The organism is Tenacibaculum singaporense (genome assembly GCF_003867015.1).
Taxonomy (GTDB): domain Bacteria; phylum Bacteroidota; class Bacteroidia; order Flavobacteriales; family Flavobacteriaceae; genus Polaribacter; species Polaribacter singaporensis.
The window spans coordinates 903,401-927,500 of the sequence record NZ_CP032548.1; the positions used below are offsets into that span (position 1 = coordinate 903,401).

The following is a 24,100-nucleotide window of genomic DNA, read 5'->3' on the forward strand; positions in this document are numbered from 1 at the left end:
TAAAGAATTGCTACTTTAAGTTCTTTTTTGTTATATTTATAATCGCTAAAGTAGTTTTTACTACATTTTATAAAGCATTGTAAATTAATATTTTTAACCATTTTATCCCCCTGAAAATGAAAAATAGTAAAACTTCACAAACAAAATCTAGACGATTTTTATTAGATCAATCAGTTAATAAGAAAGCTTAAATCCAACGTCAGTAGTTTAACCTTATTTAACCAGCTAACTTGCCAAGTATTCATAAAGTTTTAAGTATAAAATTTAAAGCTAGATGAAATGTCCGCTCTTTTGAGTTACCATGTGTTAATCTGAATAGATCATGATGAAAAATATAATATCCCTCTTGTTACTGTGTTGTGGCTTACAATTGGCTATAGCACAAGAGAAGTGTACATCTGAAAATTTTCATTCAGTAGATGTAAACGTAGTTGACAAGTGTTTAGTAGAAAAAAAGAAAGAGGAGACACCTGTTGTTGTAACTACAATTTCTAGTAGAAGATATTTAAGAAAGCGTATTTACTTTGAAAAAGTTATTAGTTTGGCCAATAGCATAGAAGCCAACAAAATCAAGTTTATAAAAACAACAAATGATTTAGCAACATGTCGCTTATATAATATATTTCCAATCACAAGAAAAATAACTAAGAAAGCTATTTCTTTTGATGTAGTAGATGAAATCCCTACGTTTTTATCATGCAGCGATCCTTTAAAGGATAAGGTAGATTGTTTTAATTATCAAATGCAAAACCATATAATCAATACACTGGTTTATCCCGAAGAAGCTTTGGATAAAGGTATAGAGGGAGAGGTGTTAGTTAGTTTTGTAATTGATGAAACAGGTAAAGTAACGGGTATTAAAACAGAAGGGGTAAATGTACATGAGATTTTGAAAAATGAGGCAAAAAGAATTATACTATTACTCCCTAACTTCACACCAGGAAAACAACAAGGAAAAAATACAAGTGTAGCATACAGCTTTCCTATGAACTTTAGCTTAAATAACTCTGAATATTAGAGTGTTAAAATAATTTATTTTCTATAAAAAAAAGAATACCTTTGCACGCCATGTTTTTCACAAATGATGAACTATAATTAGTTGATTGAAAAAATGTTAAACCCCTTAGGTATGAGAAAAATTATTTTAGTTATAACATTAGTTTGTTTTTATGCTACTAATGTTGTGTCGCAACGTGAAGTATGTGAAACCCCTGAAGAGTCTTTAGTAGACTTAAATAGTATAACAAAATGTACTATTGCTCCAAAAGACAAGAAAAATAAAGGTACACGACAAATCTCTGTAAAAGTATCGGCTAATAGAAGATATTTAAAAAAGAGAGAAATTTCAAAAAAGAAAGCTGTTTCAAGTGCAACTGAGTTATCAGGTGCAGGAACAGCGGCAATAGAAAGTACCACTCCACAAACAGAGTTAAATCAGTCTTTAACTTTTAAAAATAATCTTGAAAATATAACAAGTAAACTATCAGCAGAAGAGGTTCGTAAGGCTGAAAAATTTACTACTGTTGATAGAATACCTTTGTTTTCTGCATGTGAAAAAGCTAAGAAAAATGAAAGGTTAGACTGTTTTAATGTTGAAATGGTAAAGCATATTCAAAAACACTTCAGATATCCTAATCAAGCAGTAAAAGAATCTATTCAAGGAGAAGTATGGGTGCGTTTTATTATTGATAAAAATGGTCAGGTAAAAAATATTAAAACTTTAGGGCCAAAAAATGGAGAGTTATTAAATAACGAAGCTATTCGTGTGGTATCTCAATTACCACAGTTCATTCCTGCTAAAAAGTCAGGAGATGAAACCTCTGTAAAATACGGATTCCCTATTATGTTTGCTCTTGACGAGTAAATAAACCACAAATAACTTAATACAAATCAATTAAAATAAACATTATGTTTAAAAAACTACTATCCTTAGTTTTGGTAGTGTGTAGTATGTCTATTTATGCACAAACTACAGTAAATGGAAAAATTTACGACGAATACTTGGAGCCTTTTCCAAATGCAGTAATTCTTTCAGGAGAAGCTAGAGCTGTTTCTGACTTTGAAGGAAATTTTACGTTACAAGTTAAGTCAACTTACCCTATAACTATACAAGTTTCTGCTTTTGGATATAAGACAGAAATAATAGATGTTACTTCACAAGATCAAGAAGTAAATGTAATTTTAAAAGAAAGTGTAGCATTAGATGAAGTTGTAATTTCAGCATCTAGATCGCCTGAACGAGTTATCGAATCTCCTGTAACTATTGAAAGAATGGGGATTGTTGATGTAAAAAGAAATACTTCTGTGTCATTTTATGATGGATTAGTAAACTTAAAAGGAATTGAATCACGTGAAGCAAATTACGGGTTTAAATCTGTAAACTCTCGTGGCTTTTCTACTTTCGACAACACCCGATTTGTACAATTAGTTGATGGGGTAGAAACATCAATACCAGCATTGAACTTCTCAGCAGGAAACATTATGGGACTGTCTGATTTAGATGTGAAAAATGTTGAAATTTTACCAGGAGCTTCTTCTGCCTTATATGGCGCAAATGCTTTTAATGGTATTTTGTTAATGAGAAGTAGAAACCCTTTTGATGATGCAGGTATTAGTACTTATATAAAAACAGGTAGTATGTCGCAAAAAGCGGCAGGTAACAATCCTTTTTATGATGCAGGAGTTCGTATGGCATTTAAGTTTAATGATTATGTAGCAGCTAAAGCTAATTTTACTTATTTCTCAGCTGAAGAATGGCATGCAGATGATACCAGAAACACGACAGGTATTGGAGGAACTGCAACTGATGGAGATAGAAATACTAATACTGATTATGATGGTGTAAATGTATATGGTGATGATTTTAATTTTAACTTAAATGATTTAAATTCAGCATTACCTTCTTTGAATGTAAGTAGAACAGGATACAATGAATCAGACTTAACAAATTATAATGGGTATAACCTAAAATTTGATGGATCTATACATATCAGACCATGGGCAAATGACGCATTAGAGATTATATTAAATTCTCGTTTTTCTCGTGGAGATAACACATATCAAGGAACGAATAGATTCTCTCAAAAAGGATATTTTATTGAACAGTACAAATTAGAATTGAAAGGAAGAAATTTCTTTGTAAGAGGTTACTATACTGGTAATGATTCAGGGAAAAGTCACGATTTACGATTTGCAGCGATTGCTTTAAATGAAAAATATAATCCAACACAAAATTGGTATCAAGAATATGCTGGAATATATAGCGGAGCATTAACAGTTCCTGGGTTTACACCTTTTAACGATGCAGATGCAAGAAGGTTTGCTAATAGAAATAGATATGTACCAGGTTCACCTGAGTTTAAAACAGCTTTAGAAGAGGTAATTAATACTCCAATAAACAAAGGAGGAGCAGGAATTAAAGATGAAACTTCTTTTTATCATTTTGATGCTAATTATAACTTTAAAGATATAATTCGTTGGGGAGAGATTCAAGTAGGAGGTTCTTACCGTAAATTCGATATTAACTCAAACGGAACTTTATTTACAGATGAAAACAGTAGTATTGAGTTTGATATGGTAGGGGTTTACTCTCAAATTCAAAAGAAATTTTTAGATGATAGATTAAAATTTACAGGGTCTGTTCGTTATGATAAATCTAAAAACTTTGAAGGAAACTTCTCACCAAGGGTAGCGTTAAACTATTCTTTAGGTGAATCAAAAAACCATATTTTAAGAGCTTCTTATCAAACAGGGTTTAGAAATCCAAGTACCTTAGAGCAATACTTTGGATTACGTTCAGGACCAAGCAAGTATATTTTAGGTACTTCTCAAGAAAACTTAGATCGTTTTTCTACTATAGTAGCTAATCAAGATGGCTCTACTAGTGTAATTACTGGTAGACAAGCTTTTGGAAATGCTTTAGTTGGAACTGACAATAGAGTTAAGCTTGATGTGAATCCAATTAAACCAGAAAAGGTTACTTCATATGAAGTAGGATATAGAAGTATCATCGACTTAAATAGTAGAAATATATTAGAGATAGACATTAATGGTTATTATAACCAGTATAACGACTTTGTAGCATTCAAAGATGTTATTGTAGCTAATTATGGAGGTTTAGAAGCAGATGGAACACCAGATGCGCAAGCTGATGCAGCAATAGATAATGGAGATTATACTTCGTTTGTTCTTAATACAAATACATCAGCGAATGTAGATTCGTATGGTGTAGGTGTTGGGTTAAATACAAAAGTATTTAAGACATTTAACATAGGAGCTAACTATACATATTCAAAATTAGTTTTTGATCAAAGTGATGATCCTACTTTTAAAGCAGGATTTAATACTCCAGAGCACCAAGTAAAAGTAATGTTTGGAAATCCAAACTTGTTTAAAAATTTTGGATTTAATGTAAATTTAAGATGGCAAGATGAGTTCTATTGGCAGTCAAGCTTCTTAGATGATACAGTAGATGCAAGAACTGTATTAGATGCACAAATAAACTATAGAGTACCTGCTATTAAATCAAGATTTAAATTAGGAGGAACTAACTTAACTGGTAATGAGTATATGGTTGCACCAGGATCAGGGTTAATTGGTTCTATGTACTATGTTTCTTGGACAATCAATGACTAGAAATAGTTTAAACTATAAAATAAAAAAGAGGCGTGAATTAATTCACGCCTCTTTCGTTTTATAAACTTTTAAAGTAGTTTGCTATTCGTTTTCAGAGTCATTAATTATCCCTAATCGTTTAGCACGCTGCTCCCAGCTTTTTCTAGCTAAACTTTGTAAGTTGGCTACATTGTCACTCTCATCCATTATTTCATAGCCTAAAAGCGTTTCTATAACGTCTTCTTGAGTTACTAAACCACTAACAGCTCCATACTCATCTACAACTAAAGCTAAATGCTCTCTTTGCTCAATTAATTTTTCAAATAAATTAGGAATAGAAAGCTCTCTGCTAGCAATAATAATTTCTCTTTTAATTGTTTTTAAAGGTTCATTTCCTTTGTTATCAACTAAAGAAAGTAATAATTGATCCTTTAAAACATAGCCAGTTATGTTATCTGGGTTTTCAGCATATACTGGTATTCTAGAAAAGCGTAGAGGCCTATTTTTATTAAAAAAAGATTCAATACTTTGATTTTCATTAGCAGTAGTAAGTACTGTACGAGGTGTCATAATATGCTTAGCTTGAACTTCTTTAAAGTTTAGCATGTTTCTAATTACTTTACCTTCACTTTCATGAAAAACGCCTTCCTGCTCAGCAATATCGGTCATAGCAGAAAAGTCTTCTCTACTTAGAACACTTTCCCCATGAGCTCCTTTACCAAATAGTTTAGTAAATAATTGAAGTATCCATATAATACCTGTGTATTTACAAAAGAAAATTAGCACATTTAAAGCTTTGGTTGTAAATCCAGCTAAAGACTTCCAGTAAGTAGCTCCAATGGTTTTAGGAATAATTTCAGAAGCTACTAAAATTAAAATAGTCATTATAGCAGAAACGATAAAAACGCCGTTTCCTTCATCACTAAATATTTTCTTTGCCTGAGCACCAACAAGGATAGCTCCTACAGTATGAGCAATAGTGTTAACTGTTAAGATGGCAATAAGAGGTTTGTCTACATCTTTTTTTAATGCTTCAAGATCGTTTGCATAAGCTTTCTCTTCTTTCTTTTTAACATTTACAAAAGTAGGAGTAACACTTAGTAGAACAGCCTCTAATATAGAGCATAAAAAAGAAAAAAATATGGATAAGGTGGCGTAAACAATTAATAATGTCATTCGTTAAAATTTTTAAGCTAAAATACGTAAAAAAGAAAACCTCAAGAATATATTCTTGAGGCTTTACTATTATGTTTTGTTTTTCTAGAAACCGTAATTTACTCCTAGACCAAACACTTCTCTAGTTTGAAATCCTCTGAAGGCGTTGTCGTCATAAATAGCTTGCATAGAAAGATTCGCAGATAAGTATTTGTTAACTTTCATTACCACGTTAACAGTGTAATCAATATCTACATTTTGAAAATCTTCTAAATAGTTGCTGTATAGGTTTAAGATATTTTCTACAGACACATTTTTCATTACATCTAATTTGTAATAAGCATTAATTGCAGCACCTAATTCATAACGGGTAGTTTCGTTTTGTTCTACTCCAAAAGCAGGTCCTAAGTCAGTCAAGTGTTTGTGCACATATATTAACTTAGAAGTTGCAGGAGCGATGTTTACTTTTAAATTATCATGTTTTTTCCAAAGCATACCAGGTCCAAGTTGGAAGTAGGCGGGAGAAAAGAAGTGAGATGTTTGCTCACCAGAAACATAGGTAGAAGACATTTGAGTCTTAAAGTTTAAAAAAGCAGAGTAATACCAATATCCGCTAGCTTTTTTACCTAATAAAGAATTTAACTCTAAACGATCATCAGTTTTTTGCATTTCTTCTCCTTTTAACTTTGTTAAACCGTAAGAAGCAATTAGTTTATTATCCCAAGTCCAATCACCTTTAGTGTAATTAAAATCATAGTTTAACCCAATAGTACCAGAAATATTATTTGTACCACCAGCTAACCAATTGTTAAAAGCAGATTGATTGAATAGAAAAGATATATTACCACTTCTTTTCCATCCTTCTTTAGGTTCTTCCTTTTTTTCTTCTTGAGCGTTAGCTGTTAATGTTCCAAACAAAACAGCAATAGCTAATAATTTTTTCATTTTTTTAGTTTTAAATTAAATTTTGAGGGCGCGAATGTACACTTAACCTAGGGTTTAGACAATAGCATTACGCCAAAAGTCACGTCTTATGAAAAATATAATTCAAACCAAGACCAAACACTTCTTTAAATTGAACTTTACTTGAAGCATCGTCATCAATAATGGCATGTAATCCAAGGTTAGTAGATAGGTTTTTATTAATTTTAACAAAGATGTTTAATTGGTAATCGATATCTATATTTTGTGGTTTGTTTAAATAATCAGAATATACCGCTACAATGCTTTCCATAGTTACATCTTTCATTATTTTACTTTTGAAGTAAGCTGAAAGGTTGAAACCTAAACTGAAATTTGTATTCTTGCCTTTATCTACACCGTACTTGCCAGAAAACTGATCGGATACAAATGTATAACGAGCTGTTGCAGGTGCAATGTTTATTCGGGCATCATCATTTCGCTTCCATAGCATACCAGGTCCAAAACTCCAATATGCTGGAGAAAAGAAATCTGACACTGCTACTTTAGGCTCTTGTTTGTAATCATAACCTTTGGTATACTGTGTTTTAAAGTTACTAAAAAAAGAAAAAAACCAAAGCTTGGAAGTCCTTAATCCCAACAAAGAGTTGTATTCAAACTGATCTTCTGTTTTTCTCATTCCTTGACCATCAACATAACTTAAACCATAAGCAGAAATAACTTTATTATCCCAGTTCCACTTTTTTCTCTTGTAGTTGAAATCGTAACCAAGTGTCATATTTCCAGCAACGGTATTATTTCCTCCTGCTGTCCAATTAGAAAAAGATGATTGGTTGAAAAGAAAGGTATACTTTCCGACAACAGTCCATTTTTTTGGTGGGTTTTTCTTAACTAACGGCTTTGCAAATACTCGTTTATTAAATATGTAGAAAGCAAAACTAGTATCTAAAGGTGAGTTTTGTAAATCTACAGTTGAGATACTATCTTTTTTAGTTTCTTGAGAAACTATAGAAAAAGAGTAACAAGAAAATAAGATTAGGAACAGCTTTTTCATTGGTAATTAAGTTGAGGAATTATATGAGTCTAATTATTTTTTTCTCTTATAAAGTGGAACAGTTGAACAAGCTTCACCAAACATAATGGTTTTAGCTACAGGTTTGATTTTTTCAATTAATAAGGTGTATGCTGATGGTGGTATGGGTTTATTTGCACACCCTTTAATTATTACAGGTTTGTCTTTATATTCAGAAGTGTCTAACTGTTGAATTATCTCTTGATATATTACAGTTTCTAGGACTATTAAATCACCAACAACAACCTTTTTAGCAAAAGGAGTAAGCTCAGTGGTTAGTAAAAGATAAGCCCATGAAGGAATAATAGCATCAGTAGAACAAGTTAAAGAAACATAACTGTCTTGGTATTGAGTCCAATCGTGATTTTTTACAGATTCTCTAAAGTCTTTTTCACGAAGAATTAATTCTTCAAATAACCAATCCTTAATATCAAACACTACACGTTTACCTTCAGGATAAAAATCTTCAAGGTCTATTGTGGTAAGCTTGCTATTAGCAACTCTATTTATAATTTCTTCTGCCATAAGTTTAATACGAGCTAAAAAATTAAAGCATTCCTAATTCTAATTTTGCTTCTTCACTCATCATATCTTGAGTCCAAGTAGGATCGAAAGTGATTTCGACCTCACAGTTGTTGATCTCCTTTAAAGTTTTTACTTTTTCTTCTACTTCAACAGGCAATGTTTCAGCAACAGGACAGTTGGGAGAAGTTAATGTCATTAATATTTTAGCATCATTCTCTTCTGATATAAAAACATCGTAAATCAACCCCAGTTCGTAGATGTCAACTGGTATTTCAGGGTCGAAAATTGTTTTCAATACACGAACAATTTTATCTCCTAATTCTTCTAATTTATCTTCAGTCATAATTCTAAACTTCTTTTAATTTGCTAATTTGCTTTGTTGAGCAATCGCATACATCTTTATTTGTTTTACCATTGATACTAACCCATTAGCACGAGTAGGGCTTAAATGTTCTTTTAAACCAATCTCATCAATAAAGTCAGTATCGGCATCCAAAATAGCCTTAGGTGTTTGGTCAGAAAACACCCTCAATAATAGCGCCACAATTCCTTTTGTTAAAATAGCATCACTATCGGCAGTAAACTCAATAGTGTCACCTTTTAATTCAGAATGTAACCATACTTTCGATTGGCATCCCTTAATTAGGTTTTCATCTAATTTGTATGCTTCGTTTATTAAAGGTAGCGATTTTCCCAGCTCTATAATGTACTCATAACGCTCCATCCAGTCTTCAAACATAGAAAACTCGTCAATAATTTCTTCTTGTATTTCTTTGATAGTCATTTTTTAAAACTATTTTTGCAAAGTCAAAAAGACCGTTTTTAATTAAAGACGCAAAATTACGACAAAAAAGGCAGTTGACATGAGAGTTTAAGCCTTAATGAGTATAATTAGTAAAAATTTAAGTCTTAGTAATTTATAAAGACTTAATGAAACAAATACATTTCTTCAGTTGAAGAAATATTAAGTAGAGTTATGAGTAAATTATTAGCAGTAGGAACAGTAGCATTTGACGCTATAGAAACACCATTTGGAAAAACTGATAAAATCTTAGGAGGATCAGGAACGTTTGTAGGATTAGCAGCTTCACAGTTTGGAGTGCAAACAGGAGTTGTTTCTGTAGTTGGAGGAGATTTTCCACAATCATACTTAGATATGATGAACGATAAAGGAATTAATACTGATGGAGTGGAAATAGTAAAAGAAGGAAAAACATTCTTTTGGAGTGGAAAGTACCATAACGATATGAATTCTCGCGATACTTTAGTGACAGAACTAAATGTATTAGAGCATTTTCAACCAGTAGTTCCAGAATCGTTTAAAGATGCACCTATTGTAATGTTAGGTAATTTACACCCATTAACACAAGCATCGGTATTAGATCAAATGAATGAAAGACCTAAGTTAGTAGTGTTAGATACTATGAACTTTTGGATGGATATAGCATTAAACGATTTACATGAGGTTTTAAAACGTGTAGATGTTATTACAATTAACGACGAAGAAGCACGTCAGTTAAGTGGAGAGTACTCGTTGGTAAATGCAGCAAAGAAGATTCACGAAATGGGACCAAAATACGTAGTAATTAAAAAAGGAGAACACGGAGCTTTGTTATTTAATGAAGGAAACATGTTCTTTGCACCAGCATTGCCATTAGCAGAGGTGTTCGACCCAACTGGAGCTGGAGATACATTTGCAGGAGGTTTCTGCGGATATTTAGCTAAAACAGAAGATATTTCATTCGAAAACATGAAGAGTGCAATTATCTACGGATCTAACTTAGCATCGTTCTGTGTTGAAAAGTTCGGAACACAGCGTATGGAGGAGTTAACTAGCGAGGAGGTACAAGTACGCTTAAAAGCGTTTAAAGAATTAACACAATTTGATATAGCACTATCATAAACTATAAATCCGCGCTTTTTGCTGCGGATTTTTTTATACAACACACAAAACTACAACACAACTAAATACTTGAAATTAAATGAGTGACGCTATTAAACACGAATGCGGAATTGCAATGGTTCGTTTAAAAAAACCATTACAGTACTATAAAGACAAATATGGTACCGCGTTTTATGGTGTAAATAAAATGTACCTGCTAATGGAAAAACAGCACAACCGAGGACAAGACGGTGCTGGATTAGCAAGTATTAAATTTAATGTAGAGCCTGGAACTAGATATATAAGTAGAGTTCGTTCCAACCAATCACAGCCAATTCAAGATATCTTTGGTAAAATAAACCATAGAATCAATGGAGTTTTTGAAGAGAACCCAGATAAGGTTGATGATGTAAAATGGCAAGAAGAAAATGTACCTTACATTGGAAATCTATTTTTAGGACATGTTCGTTATGGTACATTTGGTAAAAACTCTATAGAGAGTGTACATCCTTTCTTGCGTCAGAGTAACTGGAAACATCAGAGTTTGATTGTTGCAGGAAACTTTAATATGACAAACTCTAAACAATTATTAAATGATTTAATTGATTTAGGACAACATCCAAAAGAGTTTACTGATACAGTGACTGTGATGGAAAAAATTGGTCATTTTTTAGAGTCAGAAGTGTCTGATTTGTACTTAAAGGCCAAAGAAGAAGGATTTAATAAAAAAGATGCTTCACCTTACATAGAAGAAAACTTAGATATCCAACGTATTTTACAGCGTTCTGCTAAGAACTGGGATGGTGGTTATGCAATGGCAGGACTGTTAGGTCACGGAGATGCTTTTGTATTACGTGATCCATCTGCTATTCGTCCAGCATTCTTTTATGAAGATGACGAAGTAGTAGTGGTAGCTTCAGAACGACCAGTGATTCAAACGGTATTTAACGTGCCGATTGATACAATTAAAGAAATAGATAGAGGTCATGCGTTGATTATTAAAAAGAATGGTCAAACAACAATGGCTCCTGTTTTAGAAGAGAGACCAAAAAAAGCATGTTCTTTCGAGCGTATTTATTTCTCAAGAGGAAGTGATGCGTCAATTTATGAAGAACGTAAAAACTTAGGGAAGTATGTGTTTCCTGAAGTTTTAAAATCTATTGATAGTGATATAGAAAATTCAGTATTTTCTTACATCCCTAATACTGCGGAAACATCATTCTTCGGAATGATGGAAGCGGCTGAAGATGTATTAAATCAACAAAAGACTGATGCAATTTTGGCGGGTGAAGGAAAGCTTTCAAAAGAAAGAGTAATTGAAATTCTTTCTAAAAGACCACGTTTTGAAAAAATAGCGATTAAAGATGCGAAACTACGTACCTTTATTACAGATGATAGTAGTCGTGATGATTTAGTAGCACACGTATATGATGTAACTTATGGTGTGGTAAAGCCAACAGATAATTTGGTTATTATTGATGATAGTATTGTAAGAGGTACTACTTTGAAGAAGAGTATTATTAAGATTTTGGATAGATTAAATCCTAAGAAAATAGTAGTAGTTTCTTCCGCGCCTCAAATCCGTTATCCTGATTGTTATGGTATTGATATGGCTAAGATTAATGATTTTATTGCGTTTAAAGCAGCTTTAGAATTGTTGAAAGAAACAAATCAGTATCATATTGTTGATGAAGTGTATCAAAAGTGTAAGCAACAAGAAAACAGTGAAGATAAAGACGTGGTAAACTACGTTAAGGAAATTTATGCACCTTTTACAGATGAAGAAGTTTCTGCAAAGATTGCGCAAATGCTAAAAACAGCTGAAATTAAGGCAAAAGTAGAGGTTATATTCCAACCAGTAAGTGGCTTGCATAAAGCGTGTCCAGACAATTTAGGAGATTGGTATTTTACTGGTGATTATCCTACTGATGGAGGTCATAGAGTAGTAAACCAAGCATTCATCAATTTTTATGAAGGAAATGATAAAAGAGCTTATTAATAATTAATTAGTTCAGTAAATAAAAAAGAGTAATCGAACAAACGATTACTCTTTTTTTATGCTGTAAAATATGTTTAATTACATAGGAACTACAATTGCGCCAGAGAACTTTTCGCGAATCTCATTTAGGGCTCTGTCCGCATGTAAACGCGTTTTATAATTCCCTACTTGTATTTTCCATTCTGGAGCTTTGTAAGTTAGTTTAGTGTAAACATCAGGATATTCAATTTTAAATCTATTACGCAAGCTTCTTGCGCGTCTTTCAAGCCCGTTGTATAATTGGATTCTATATCCACTCCCATTATGTTTATTGTAAGCTCGCTTTTTTTCTATTAATGAAATAATGTCTTTGTTTTCAGTAAGTTTATCTTGAGCTTTTACATTAAAAACACTACCTGCAATAATGAATAAAAAGGTGATTAATATGCTGTATTTTTTCATTTTGTTGAATCTTTTTACAAAAGTAACGACTTGTCAGTTAATACATTGTTAACGCTGTTTATTTAGAATTATTATAAATTACAAATTAGGAATCTCTTAACATTTCACAATTTAGACAGAAGTAGTACTTTTGTGCAACTTTCTGTGTACTGATTTTTAAAAGATGTAACAGAAAAAATTGTACCAAAATAGATACAAAACTTATATTTTATAGTATGAAAAGTGTGAATCATCACAGTAGATTAACCAAAACTCTAGTAAGGAGTTTAGCTTTCTTTTTAGTTTTCTTAGTAAGTTCTTCCGCGTTTTCACAAGATATTGACGAAGCGCGTCAAAAAGAAGGAAAGAAATTATTTAAATCTCTTTGTGCTTCTTGTCACAAGTTAGATAAAAAACTTGTGGGTCCTGCGTTAGCTGGAATAGAAGAAAAAAGAACTAACGAATGGTTAAAGGCATGGATTAAGAATAATGCTGAACTTAGAGCATCTGGAGACAAAGATGCGATTGCCATTTTTGAAGAGTATAATGGTTCTAATATGACTGCTTTTCCGCAGTTAACAGATCAAAACATTGATGATATTCTTTATTATACAACTGTTGGTGAGGTGAAGAAAACCCCTGCTGCAGGAGGTGAAGTTGCTGGTCAGCCTCAGGGAGATCAAGCGCCTAAGTGGTTGATTTACATATTGGCTGCGGCAATTGTTGTGGCGTTTTTAATTATTGGTGGTTTATTAAAAACGATTAGTGAATTAAAAGGAGCCCCTAAAACTCCTGGTTTAATGGGGCAAACTGCGGAGTTGTGGCAAGGAATTAAGCAGAATACATTCTTAAAAGTGTTAACGGTAATTTTTGGTGCTTTAGTAGCGGCTTACTTCTTATTTGGTACGTTGTTTAAAGTAGGTGTTGATACAAATTATCAACCAATTCAACCAATTGCATTTTCACATAAAATTCACGCAGGAGATAATAAGATTGACTGTCAATACTGTCACTCATCAGCTAAGCACAGTAAAACATCTGGAATTCCTTCAGTAAATGTTTGTATGAACTGTCATAAGAATATCTCAGAAGTTGCTGATGATACTAAAGTGGTAATGGATGATCATACATTAGTGAAAGCAGATTTAGATAAAGAAATCGCTAAGATTTATGAAGCAGCAGGTTGGGATGCAGATAAATTAGAGTATACAGGAAATACTAAGCCAGTTAAATGGGTTAGGGTTCATAACTTACCAGATTTTGCATATTTTAACCACTCACAACACGTAACAGTTGGAGGTGTAGCTTGTCAAAAATGTCACGGACCTGTAGAGGAAATGGAAGAAGTGTATCAATACTCGCCATTAACAATGGGGTGGTGTATCGACTGTCATAAGGAAACTAAGGTTGACTTAAAAGGTAATGAGTACTATGCTAAAATTCATGAAGATTTAGCTAAAAAGTACGGTGTTGAGCAAGTAACTATTGCGCAATTAGGAGGAAAAGAGTGTGGTAAGTGCCACTATTAATCAATTTAGAAAGTAGAAAAACACATATATAAATGGCTTCAAACAAAAAATACTGGCAAAGTGTTGAAGAACTAAAAGGTAGTTCTATTGTTGAAACGCTACGTAATAATGAGTTTGTACAAGATATTCCTACAGATGAATTTTTAGGCGACAAAGAAACCTTAGAAACATCATCAACTTCACGTAGAGATTTCTTGAAATATGTTGGATTTACCACAGCAGCAGCTTCTTTAGCAGCTTGTGAAGGTCCAGTAAGAAAATCAATTCCTTATGTAGTGCAACCTAATGATATCGTAGTAGGTGTTGCTGATTGGTACGCAACTACAATTGCAGATGGTTTTGATTTCGCAAACGTATTAGTAAAAACACGCGAAGGGCGTCCAATTCAAATCATGCCAAATAAAGAGGCAGGAGGGGTAACTAGCGCACGTACTCAAGCATCAGTTTTATCATTATACGATGAAAAATTACGTTTAAAAGAACCTAGAAAAGGAGAAACTCAAATTTCTTGGGCGGATGCAGATAAAGAAATTATCGCAAAATTAAACGAATTAAAAGATGCTAATGAACCAGTAGTGTTATTAACAGGGACTTTAGCGAGTCCTTCTACTGAAAAAGTAATTGCAGATTTTATTACAGCTTACCCAAATGTTAAGCATGTAGTATATGATGCTATTTCTGAAAGTGCTACTGCAGATGCTTTTGAAGCTATGTATGGTAAAAGAGCATTACCAGATTACGATTTTAGCAAGGCGGAAGTTATTGCATCTATCGGAGCAGATTTCTTAGGAGATTGGCAAGGAGGGTACGAAAAATCTTATGCTGAAGGTCGTAGAGTTGAAACTGGTAAAATGTCTTACCATGTTCAAATAGAAAGTAACATGTCTTTAGCAGGAGCAAATGCTGATAAAAGAATTGTTGCAAAGCCATCTGAACAAGTTTTCGCTTTAATAAACTTATACAACCAAGTAACAGGAAGTAGCCTTCCTTCAAAAGCAACAGCTTTTGATGCAGAGGTAAAGCAATTAGCTAAAGATCTTAAAAGAGCAGGTTCAAAAGGAGTTGTTGTTACAGGTTTAAATGACAAAAACGCACAATTAATTGCATTAGCAATCAACAAAGCGTTAAATAGTGAGGTGATCGATACAAAGGCGGTGAATTTAAAACGCCAAGGTAACGATACTCAAGTTGCTCAATTAGTAGCAGATGTTAAAGGAGGAAAAGTAAAAGGTTTAATTACTTACAATGTAAACCCTTTATATACTTTAGCAAATGCAGCTGATTTAGTAGAAGGAATTAAAAACTTAAAATTATCTGTTGCCTTATCTACTCAAGATGATGCTACAGCTAATGCTACACAATATACATTGCCATCACCTCATAACTTAGAAAGTTGGGGAGATGTTATGGCGAAGCAAGGTGTTTATAGTTTAATGCAACCAACTATTCAACCATTATTTAATACACGTCAAGTACAAGATGTATTATTAAAGTGGTCTGGAAGTACAGTGAATTATTATGACACTTTAAAAGAATTTTGGAGTACAAATGTATTAGGAGGAGCTTCATGGAATCAAGCATTACATGATGGATTCTTTAAAGCTGAAAGTGTTACTGTAGAAGAAGAAACAGCTTTTGAATCTACAGCAGATGTAAATGCAGCAGCAGTACAATTAGTAAGAAACGCTAACAACGCCTCAGGATTCGAATTAAACTTATATTCATCAACAGCTTTAGGAGATGGTAAACAAGCAAATAACCCATGGTTACAAGAATTACCAGATCCAATTACACGTGCTTCTTGGGATAATTACTTAACTGTTTCTATGGCTGATGCTAAAGAATTAGGTTTTGAAAATCCAGTAAAAGATAACGGTGCTATTGATGGTAACTATGCTAATGTAACAGTTAATGGAGTTACAATTAACAAGATTCCAGTAATTATACAACCAGGTCAAGCAAAAGGATCGATTGGTTTAGCATTAGGGTATGGTAGAACTCAAGGATTAAAGTCAGAAATGCAAGTAGGTATTAATGCATATCCTTTCTACCAAAATGGAAGCAATGTTCAATACAATGTTTCTATTGAAAAAGCTTCAGGATGGCACAAGTTTGCTTGTATGCAAGTACAAAGCACCTTAGCAGGTCGTCACGATATTTTAAGAGAAGCTTCATTAAAAGAAGTAAACGATAAAAAATTAGATCCTAAGCATACATGGAATAAACCATTCATGGTTTCTTATGATCATCAAGAAGTTGAAGGAAGTAAAATCGACTTATGGGATGAGCATGACAGAAGTTTAGGACACCACTTTAACTTATCTATCGATTTAACATCTTGTACAGGTTGTGGAGCATGTGTTATTGCATGTCACGCAGAAAACAACGTTCCAGTTGTTGGTAAAGATGAAATGAGAGTTGGTAGAGATATGGCTTGGTTGCGTATTGACCGTTACTACTCTTCTACTGTAGAAGACAAGCAACACGAAGCTAAAATGACATTGGAAGAGTTCAAAGCTCAAAATCCAAACATAGCTAACCAAGAAATTGAAAGACGTTATACTGAAAAAGTATTAGAGTTAAGCAAAGGAGATTTATTTGATGCTTTAGAAAATCCAGCTGAAAACCCACAGGTTGCTTTCCAACCTATGATGTGTCAGCACTGTAACCACGCACCATGTGAAACAGTATGTCCAGTAGCAGCAACGTCACACGGTCGTCAAGGTCAAAACCAAATGGCATATAACCGTTGTGTAGGTACTCGTTACTGTGCTAACAACTGTCCATATAGAGTTCGTCGTTTCAACTGGTTTAACTACGCTGAAAACAACGAGTTTGACTTTAACATGAACAACGAGTACGGAAAAATGGTGTTAAACCCAGACGTAGTAGTTCGTTCTCGTGGAGTTATGGAGAAATGTTCTATGTGTATCCAAATGACGCAGGCTACTATCTTAAAAGCTAAGAAAGAAGGTAGAGCTGTTAACAAAGATGAGTTTGAAACAGCATGTTCATCTGCTTGTTCTACTGGAGCTATGGTATTTGGAGATATAAACAACTCAGAAGATACAGTTACAGCGTTAAAAGAAGATAAAAGAGCTTTCCACGTGTTAGATTATATTGGTACAAAACCAAACGTAGTGTATCAAGTGAAAGTAAGAAATACAAACGAAGCTTAATAGTAAAATTAATAAGTATATAGATTTATGTCGTCTCATTACGAATCATCTTATAGAGAACCTTTAATACTTGGTGACAAGAGTTACCACGATATTACTGAAGATATTGCTAGACCTATTGAAGGGAAAGCAAACAAAAATTGGTATATAGCATTCTATATCTCTTTAGCAGCAATGTTATGGGGATTTGGATGTATCTTCTACACCGTAGGAACAGGTATTGGTGTTTGGGGATTAAGTAAAAACATCGGTTGGGCATGGGATATTACCAACTTCGTATGGTGGGTAGGTATTGGTCATGCCGGTACACTTATTTCTGCCGTATTATTATTATTCCGTCAAAAATGGAGAATGGCAATTAACCGTTCTGCAGAAGCGATGACAATCTTTGCGGTATTCCAAGCAGGATTATTCCCAATTATTCACATGGGACGTCCATGGAACGGATACTGGGTATTACCAATTCCAAACCAATTCGGATCATTATGGGTTAACTTTAACTCGCCATTATTATGGGATGTATTCGCAATTTCTACATATTTATCGGTATCATTGGTTTTCTGGTGGACTGGTTTATTACCTGATTTTGCAACGATTCGTGATAGAGCTGTAAAACCTTTCCAAAAGAAAATATATGCATTATTATCTTTCGGATGGTCTGGTAGAGCTAAAGACTGGCAACGTTTTGAAGAAGTGTCGTTAGTATTAGCAGGTTTAGCAACTCCATTAGTACTTTCTGTACACACAATTGTATCGATGGACTTCGCAACTTCTATCAACCCAGGATGGCACTCAACAATTTTCCCTCCTTATTTCGTAGCAGGGGCAATTTTCTCAGGGTTCGCAATGGTACAAACGTTATTAGGTATCATGCGTAAGGTTACGAACATGGAAGCATATATTACACGTTTACACGTAGAGTATATGAACATCGTTATCATCTTAACAGGAGGTATCGTAGCAGTAGCTTATGCAACAGAATTTTTCATTGCATGGTATACAGGTTCTCCTTACGAAAACTACACATATTTATCATTTGGAGCTGAAGCAGGAGCTTACGGATGGGCATTCTGGTCGTTATTAATTTGTAACATTTTCACACCACAGTTATTATGGATTAAAAAGATTAGAAGAAGTTTTATCTGGTCTTTTATTATCTCGATAGTAATTAACATCGGTATGTGGTTTGAGCGTTTTGATATCATTGCAATTGTATTAAGTAAAGGACAGTTACCATCTACATGGTGGCGTTTTGAACCAACGTTTGTAGACGTAGGTATCTTTATAGGAACTATCGGATTCTTCTTTGTATTATTCTTATTATATGCAAGAACTTTCCCAGTAATCCCTACAGCAGAGATTAAGACTATTTTGAAATCATCAGGTGAGAATTTTAAAAAATCAAGAGAAGAGAACAATGAGCACTAATAAAGTAATTCACGCATTATATAATGATGATGATATCTTAATGGATGCCGTTAAGAAAGTAAAAGCAGAAAATCATCATATCGAAGAAGTATTTTGTCCATTTCCAGTTCACGGGTTAGACAAAGCAATGGGCTTAGCACCAACACGTTTAGCAATTACTGCTTTTTTATATGGTATTACAGGTTTATCAGTAGCAGTATGGTTAACATGGTATACCATGATTGCTGATTGGCCACAAGACATTGGTGGTAAACCAAACTTTTCTTGGGCAGCAAACATGCCGGCTTTCGTACCAATTTTATTCGAATTAACAGTGTTTTTTGCAGCACACTTAATGGTAATTACTTTTTACATGAGAAGTAAGATTTGGCCATTCAAAGAAGCTGAAAACCCTGACCCAAGAACTACAGATGATCACTTTTTAATGGAAATTCCTGTTGAAGGAAGTGAAGAAGAATTAGTGTCATTGTTAGAAACAACAGGAGCTGTAGAAATTAACGTAGTAGAAACGCACTAATAAAGAGATATGAAGAGTTTAAAAATAATTATCGCTTTAGCTGTAGTAGCAACAAGCTTAAGTTCTTGTAACGATAAACGCAAACCACAAGTACAATACATGCCTGATATGTATGTATCTGTACCTTACGATGCAAATGGAGCAGAAGGTATTGATAATGAAATGGTGAATAAATTACCAGTAGCAGGTACTGTAAGTAGAAACGGAGTTGTAGCTTATGATATTCCAGATACTAATGAAGGATATGAAAAAGCAAAAGCTGAATTAAAAAATCCATTACCAACAACTGAGGCTAACTTAGAAAAAGGTAAAGAATTATACGGAATTTACTGTGCTTCTTGTCACGGAACAAAAGGTGATGGTAACGGAGTATTATCTCAAAGAGATAAATTCAACGGTATCCCAAATTACGCAGACAGAGAGTTAACTCCAGGAAATATTTATCATGTAATTATGTATGGTAAAAACTTAATGGGATCTCATGCATCACAGTTAAGATACAATGAGCGTTGGCAAGTTGTACAATACGTAGAAAAATTAAGAAGCGAATTAAAATAAGTCTATAATAGATAGTTAAGATATGTACCAGTTTTCAGGAAAATTAAAAATGCTAGCTATTGTTTTAATGGCTGTAGGACTTTTAGGAACAGGTTATAGTTTCTTTTCAGCGCCTAAAACATTAGAAGAAGCAAAAGAAATTTTAGCAAAACAAGATGCACATCATGGAGGTCATGAAGCGAAAGCAGATCATGCTGATGTAGAGCATAAAGAAGAAGCTAAAGTTGAAAATCACCAAGAAGATTCAACAACTGAAGAGCATGTTGCAGATAGTACTGCTACACATACTGAAGAAGTAGCACACAATGTTGAACAAGATCACTCAGAAGAAGCTACTGAAAATACACAAGCGCAAGATAGTTCGGCTGTACACGTAGCTGAAGATACTACAACTGATGAAGCGCACGAAACAACAACTGAAGCTCATGCTGAAGTAGCTGCTCATGGTGAAGATCACGGAGAAGCTCATGCAGAACACGCTTTACACCAAATGCAAAATAGACCTTGGTCTGCTTTGTATGTTGCTTTATTATTCTCTTTAGGTATTACATTATTAGTATTAGCTTTTTACGGATCACAAATTGTTGCACAAGCAGGTTGGTCTGTAGTATTACATAGAGTAATGGAAGCTATTTCTTCAAACTTACATTATGTGAGTTTAGCAATGTTAGTATTCTTAATATTAACAGCAATGCACATGAACCACCTATTTACTTGGATGGGAGAGGGAGTAACTGACCCAACGAGTCCAAACTATGATGCAATAGTAGATGGTAAAAAATGGTGGTTAAATACTCCAGGGTGGTTAATTAGAAGTATCATATACTTAACAGGTTGGAATGTTTATCGTTTCCTTATTAGAAAGTGGTCTTTAGCACAGGATAATGGAGATTTAAAACAACACAAGAAAAATTATAATGCAACAGTTATCTTTTTAGTATTCTTTATGCTTACTGAAAGTATGGCTTCTTGGGACTGGATTATGGCAATAGACCCACACTGGTTCTCAACATTATTTGGATGGTATGTATTAGCTACTTTCTTAGTATCAGCATTAACAGTAATTGCAATGGTAACTATTTACTTACGTTCAAAAGGAGTATTACCATTAGTAAATGATAGTCATATTCATGATTTAGCTAAATTTATGTTTGGTTTTTCTGTATTCTGGACATACTTATGGTTCGCACAGTTCATGCTAATATGGTATGCAGATATGCCAGAAGAGACTACTTATTTCTTATTACGTTTTAACGAATATAAAGTGCCATTTTTAGCAATGGTAGGAATGAACTTTATTTTCCCTGTATTATTGCTAATAAACAGTGACTTTAAGAGCATGCCTTGGTTTGTAATCTTAGGAGGTGTAGTAATTTTAGCTGGTCACTATATCGATTTATTTGTAATGGTTATGCCAGGAACAGTTGGTGGTCAATGGGGATTCGGAATAGGTGAGATTAGCGGATTATTATTCTTTACAGGATTATTTATCTTCGCTACTTTCAGTGCATTTGCAAAAGCAAATCCAGTACCAAAAGGTAACCCATATTTACACGAGAGTGAAACATATCATTACTATAATATCGAACACAGAGGAGAAGATAGTAATCATCATTAATAAAAAGAATTAATAAACAAATAGTTTAGATAATATGCTCGCTTTATTTTATATTTTCATAGCAGTTGCAATTGGAGTAAGTTTTTGGCAAATTACTCGTATAATGAATTTCCGTTCTGTAATTGCTACAGATAAAGACAACGAAAAACAAGGTAAATACGCTTTAGGTTTCTTAGCATTCCTTTATGCAATGATGATTTACTGCTTAATTGCCATGAACGTAATCATGTTACCAGAAGCTGCTTCTTTTGAAGGAGAGCATGATGATAACCTTTTCAATATTACTTTTTGGTTAATTGGAATCGTTCAGTTTGGAATGCAGTTTTTAATTTTCTTCTTTACTTACAAGTATAGAGGAAACAAAAACAACAAAGCATTATTTTATGCAGATAGCCACAAATTAGAGTTAATCTGGACAACTATTCCAGCTGTAACAATTGTATTGTTAATCGGATATGGTTTATGGGCATGGAACAACATTATGTATGTTGGAGATGATGAAAACCCTATCGTAATTGAAGTATACTCTCAACAATTCCGTTGGGATGCACGTTATGCAGGTGAAGACAACCAATTAGGTTTAGGTAATGTAAACTTTATCAAAGGAATTAATACTATGGGGGTTGATATGTCAGACCCAAGTGCACAAGATGATAAGCAAGTAACTGAATTATACTTACCTAAAGGGAAGAAAGTATTATTCAAGTTCCGTTCGCAAGATGTATTACACTCTGCTTATATGCCACACTTTAGAGTACAAATGAACTGTGTTCCAGGTATGGTTACTCAATTCGCATTTACGCCAAAGTATACCACTGCAGAAATGCGTCAAAATTCTGAGGTAATTGCAAAAACAGAAGGAATTAACAAAATTAGAAGAGCTAAAGGAGAAGACCCATATGAGTTTGATTACTTATTATTATGTAACAAAATTTGTGGAGCATCTCACTACAATATGCAAATGAAAATTACTGTTGTTGAAGAAGAAGAATACAACAAGTGGTTATCAGAACAAAAAACATTAGCTCAAGTTATTAAATAAGATATTTTTTTAAAGTATATATAGATTATGTCAGATCATCATCACAAAGAAACATTTGTAACTAAATACATCTTTAGCCAAGATCATAAAATGATCTCGAAGCAGTTCCTTGTTACAGGTATATTTATGGGTATCATAGGAGGTTTCATGTCTATGTTATTTCGTTTACAAATTGCATGGCCAGATACATCGTTTTCAATTGTTGAAGCATTCTTAGGAAACCATCAAACAGATGGAATTATGAATCCAGATATGTACCTAGCGTTAGTTACAATACACGGTACAATCATGGTATTCTTTGTATTAACGGCAGGTTTAAGTGGTACATTCTCTAACCTATTAATTCCGTTACAAATTGGAGCTCGTGATATGGCTTCTGGATTCTTAAATATGGTATCTTACTGGTTATTCTTCTTATCATCAGTAATAATGATTATCTCATTATTTGTAGAAGCAGGACCAGCATCGGCAGGATGGACAATTTACCCTCCATTATCAGCATTACCACAAGCAATTCCAGGTTCAGGTACAGGTATGACATTATGGTTAGTGTCTATGGCAATATTTATTGCTTCGTCATTAATCGGATCGTTAAACTATATCGTAACAGTTTTAAATTTACGTACAAAAGGATTGAAGATGACAAGATTGCCATTAACAATGTGGGCATTCTTTATTACAGCAATTATTGGTGTAATTTCATTCCCAGTATTATTATCGGCAGCATTATTATTAATCTTCGATAGAAGCTTTGGTACTTCTTTTTACTTATCAGATATCTTTATTTCTGGTGAAGTATTACATTACCAAGGAGGATCACCAGTATTATTCGAACACTTATTCTGGTTCTTAGGTCACCCAGAGGTATATATCATCTTATTACCTGCATTAGGTATTAGTTCAGAAGTAATTTCAACAAATGCACGTAAACCAATTTTTGGTTACCGCGCAATGGTTGGATCTATCATGGCAATTGCATTTTTATCTACAATCGTATGGGGTCACCACATGTTTGTATCAGGAATGAATCCATTCTTAGGATCTGTATTTACTTTTACAACAGTATTAATTGCAATTCCTTCGGCGGTAAAAGCGTTTAACTATGTAACTACCTTATGGAAAGGTAATTTACAGTTAAACCCTGCAATGATGTTCTCAATCGGATTAGTTTCTACTTTTGTAACAGGAGGATTAACAGGATTAGTATTAGGAGATTCTGCTTTAGATATTAACGTTCACGATACATATTTCGTAGTGGCGCACTTCCACTTAGTAATGGGTGTATCTGCTTTATTAGGAATGTTTGCTGGTGTTTACCACTGGTTCCCTAAAATGTATGGTAGAATGATGAATAAAACATTAGGATACTGGCATTTTTGGTTAACAATTATTAGTGCTTACGGAGTATTCTTCCCAATGCACTTTATAGGATTAGCTGGTTTACCACGTCGTTACTATACAAACACAAACTTCCCAATGTTTGACGACTTAGCAGATATTAACGTATTCATGACTATAATGGCAATTGTTGGAGGTTTCGCACAGTTAATTTTTATTGCCAACTTCTTCATCTCTATGTACAGAGGTCAAAAAGCAACGCAAAACCCATGGAATGCAAATACACTTGAGTGGACTACTCCA

General features: G+C 33.6%; 20 protein-coding genes (1 of these 20 only partly in view). 13 read left to right on the forward strand and 7 right to left on the reverse strand.

Annotation, left to right across the window (positions count from 1 at the left end):
• Nucleotides 1-322 precede the first annotated feature (322 nt).
• The 3 genes from D6T69_RS04190 to D6T69_RS04200 all read left to right on the forward strand — a co-directional run bounded on the left by D6T69_RS04190 (nucleotide 323) and on the right by D6T69_RS04200 (nucleotide 4,635).
• A complete protein-coding gene (locus D6T69_RS04190; protein WP_125066595.1) occupies nucleotides 323-1,018 on the forward strand; it encodes an energy transducer TonB in 696 nt (231 codons plus the stop codon).
• A gap of 111 nt (nucleotides 1,019-1,129) precedes the next feature.
• Nucleotides 1,130-1,864 (forward strand): energy transducer TonB, encoded by a 735-nt coding sequence (locus D6T69_RS04195; RefSeq protein ID WP_164506683.1) that lies wholly within the window; start codon nucleotides 1,130-1,132, stop codon nucleotides 1,862-1,864.
• 44 nt (nucleotides 1,865-1,908) lie between these two features.
• Nucleotides 1,909-4,635, forward strand: coding sequence for a TonB-dependent receptor (locus tag D6T69_RS04200; RefSeq protein ID WP_125066597.1), 2,727 nt, complete (start codon nucleotides 1,909-1,911; stop codon nucleotides 4,633-4,635).
• A gap of 81 nt (nucleotides 4,636-4,716) precedes the next feature.
• On the opposite strand, the gene D6T69_RS04205 is transcribed toward D6T69_RS04200, so the two are convergent.
• The 6 genes from D6T69_RS04205 to D6T69_RS04230 all read right to left on the reverse strand — a co-directional run bounded on the left by D6T69_RS04205 (nucleotide 4,717) and on the right by D6T69_RS04230 (nucleotide 9,071).
• Entirely contained in the window at nucleotides 4,717-5,790 is a 1,074-nt protein-coding gene (locus D6T69_RS04205) for a CNNM domain-containing protein (protein WP_125066598.1), read from the reverse strand.
• Nucleotides 5,791-5,874: 84 nt separating this feature from the next.
• Nucleotides 5,875-6,714 (reverse strand): DUF3078 domain-containing protein, encoded by an 840-nt coding sequence (locus D6T69_RS04210; protein WP_125066599.1) that lies wholly within the window; start codon nucleotides 6,712-6,714, stop codon nucleotides 5,875-5,877.
• Between the two features lie 79 nt (nucleotides 6,715-6,793).
• Nucleotides 6,794-7,744, reverse strand: a complete 951-nt coding sequence (locus D6T69_RS04215; RefSeq protein ID WP_125066600.1) for a DUF3078 domain-containing protein — start codon at nucleotides 7,742-7,744, stop codon at nucleotides 6,794-6,796.
• Between the two features lie 33 nt (nucleotides 7,745-7,777).
• Nucleotides 7,778-8,287 carry a DUF2480 family protein gene (locus tag D6T69_RS04220; RefSeq protein ID WP_125066601.1) on the reverse strand — a complete coding sequence of 170 codons (510 nt, stop codon included), beginning with the start codon at nucleotides 8,285-8,287 and terminating at the stop codon, nucleotides 7,778-7,780.
• Between the two features lie 22 nt (nucleotides 8,288-8,309).
• Nucleotides 8,310-8,630, reverse strand: a complete 321-nt coding sequence (locus tag D6T69_RS04225; protein ID WP_115899355.1) for a DUF59 domain-containing protein — start codon at nucleotides 8,628-8,630, stop codon at nucleotides 8,310-8,312.
• Between the two features lie 15 nt (nucleotides 8,631-8,645).
• Nucleotides 8,646-9,071 (reverse strand): SufE family protein, encoded by a 426-nt coding sequence (locus tag D6T69_RS04230; RefSeq protein WP_125066602.1) that lies wholly within the window; start codon nucleotides 9,069-9,071, stop codon nucleotides 8,646-8,648.
• Between the two features lie 192 nt (nucleotides 9,072-9,263).
• Here D6T69_RS04230 and D6T69_RS04235 point away from each other — a divergent pair, with 192 nt between their 5' ends.
• Both D6T69_RS04235 and D6T69_RS04240 read left to right on the forward strand, forming a co-directional pair.
• A complete protein-coding gene (locus D6T69_RS04235) occupies nucleotides 9,264-10,190 on the forward strand; it encodes a PfkB family carbohydrate kinase (protein WP_125066603.1) in 927 nt (308 codons plus the stop codon).
• A 79-nt stretch (nucleotides 10,191-10,269) separates the two neighbouring features.
• Nucleotides 10,270-12,168 (forward strand): amidophosphoribosyltransferase, encoded by a 1,899-nt coding sequence (locus tag D6T69_RS04240; protein WP_125066604.1) that lies wholly within the window; start codon nucleotides 10,270-10,272, stop codon nucleotides 12,166-12,168.
• A 78-nt stretch (nucleotides 12,169-12,246) separates the two neighbouring features.
• Here the strand turns inward: D6T69_RS04240 and D6T69_RS04245 are convergent, their stop codons facing one another.
• Complete coding sequence (locus D6T69_RS04245) at nucleotides 12,247-12,609, reverse strand: SPOR domain-containing protein (RefSeq protein ID WP_125066605.1); 363 nt, start codon at nucleotides 12,607-12,609, stop codon at nucleotides 12,247-12,249.
• A 215-nt stretch (nucleotides 12,610-12,824) separates the two neighbouring features.
• Between D6T69_RS04245 and D6T69_RS04250 the strand changes: the two genes are divergently transcribed.
• The 8 genes in view from D6T69_RS04250 to D6T69_RS04285 are tightly spaced (at most 34 nt apart) and all read left to right on the forward strand, a layout consistent with a single transcriptional unit that may run on beyond the window.
• Nucleotides 12,825-14,117 carry a c-type cytochrome gene (locus D6T69_RS04250; RefSeq protein ID WP_125066606.1) on the forward strand — a complete coding sequence of 431 codons (1,293 nt, stop codon included), beginning with the start codon at nucleotides 12,825-12,827 and terminating at the stop codon, nucleotides 14,115-14,117.
• A gap of 32 nt (nucleotides 14,118-14,149) precedes the next feature.
• Nucleotides 14,150-17,296: a TAT-variant-translocated molybdopterin oxidoreductase gene (locus D6T69_RS04255; protein ID WP_125066607.1), complete on the forward strand. Its 3,147-nt coding sequence runs from the start codon at nucleotides 14,150-14,152 to the stop codon at nucleotides 17,294-17,296.
• Between the two features lie 27 nt (nucleotides 17,297-17,323).
• Nucleotides 17,324-18,724, forward strand: coding sequence for an NrfD/PsrC family molybdoenzyme membrane anchor subunit (nrfD, locus tag D6T69_RS04260; protein WP_028891351.1), 1,401 nt, complete (start codon nucleotides 17,324-17,326; stop codon nucleotides 18,722-18,724).
• Nucleotides 18,714-19,241, forward strand: coding sequence for a DUF3341 domain-containing protein (locus D6T69_RS04265; RefSeq protein WP_125066608.1), 528 nt, complete (start codon nucleotides 18,714-18,716; stop codon nucleotides 19,239-19,241). The genes nrfD and D6T69_RS04265 overlap by 11 nt, the downstream gene beginning before the upstream one ends.
• Before the next feature lie 9 nt (nucleotides 19,242-19,250).
• A complete protein-coding gene (locus tag D6T69_RS04270) occupies nucleotides 19,251-19,799 on the forward strand; it encodes a c-type cytochrome (RefSeq protein ID WP_206197836.1) in 549 nt (182 codons plus the stop codon).
• 22 nt (nucleotides 19,800-19,821) lie between these two features.
• On the forward strand, nucleotides 19,822-21,417 hold the full coding sequence (locus tag D6T69_RS04275) for a quinol:cytochrome C oxidoreductase (protein ID WP_125066609.1): 1,596 nt from the start codon (nucleotides 19,822-19,824) through the stop codon (nucleotides 21,415-21,417).
• Between the two features lie 34 nt (nucleotides 21,418-21,451).
• Nucleotides 21,452-22,459, forward strand: coding sequence for a cytochrome c oxidase subunit II (locus D6T69_RS04280; protein ID WP_125066610.1), 1,008 nt, complete (start codon nucleotides 21,452-21,454; stop codon nucleotides 22,457-22,459).
• A gap of 27 nt (nucleotides 22,460-22,486) precedes the next feature.
• A protein-coding gene (locus D6T69_RS04285; RefSeq protein ID WP_125066611.1) for a cytochrome c oxidase subunit I crosses the window boundary here: on the forward strand, nucleotides 22,487-24,100 show its 5' portion. It continues 156 nt past the right edge of the window; the window shows 1,614 of its 1,770 coding nt (coding positions 1-1,614); its start codon is at nucleotides 22,487-22,489; its stop codon lies beyond the right edge, outside the window.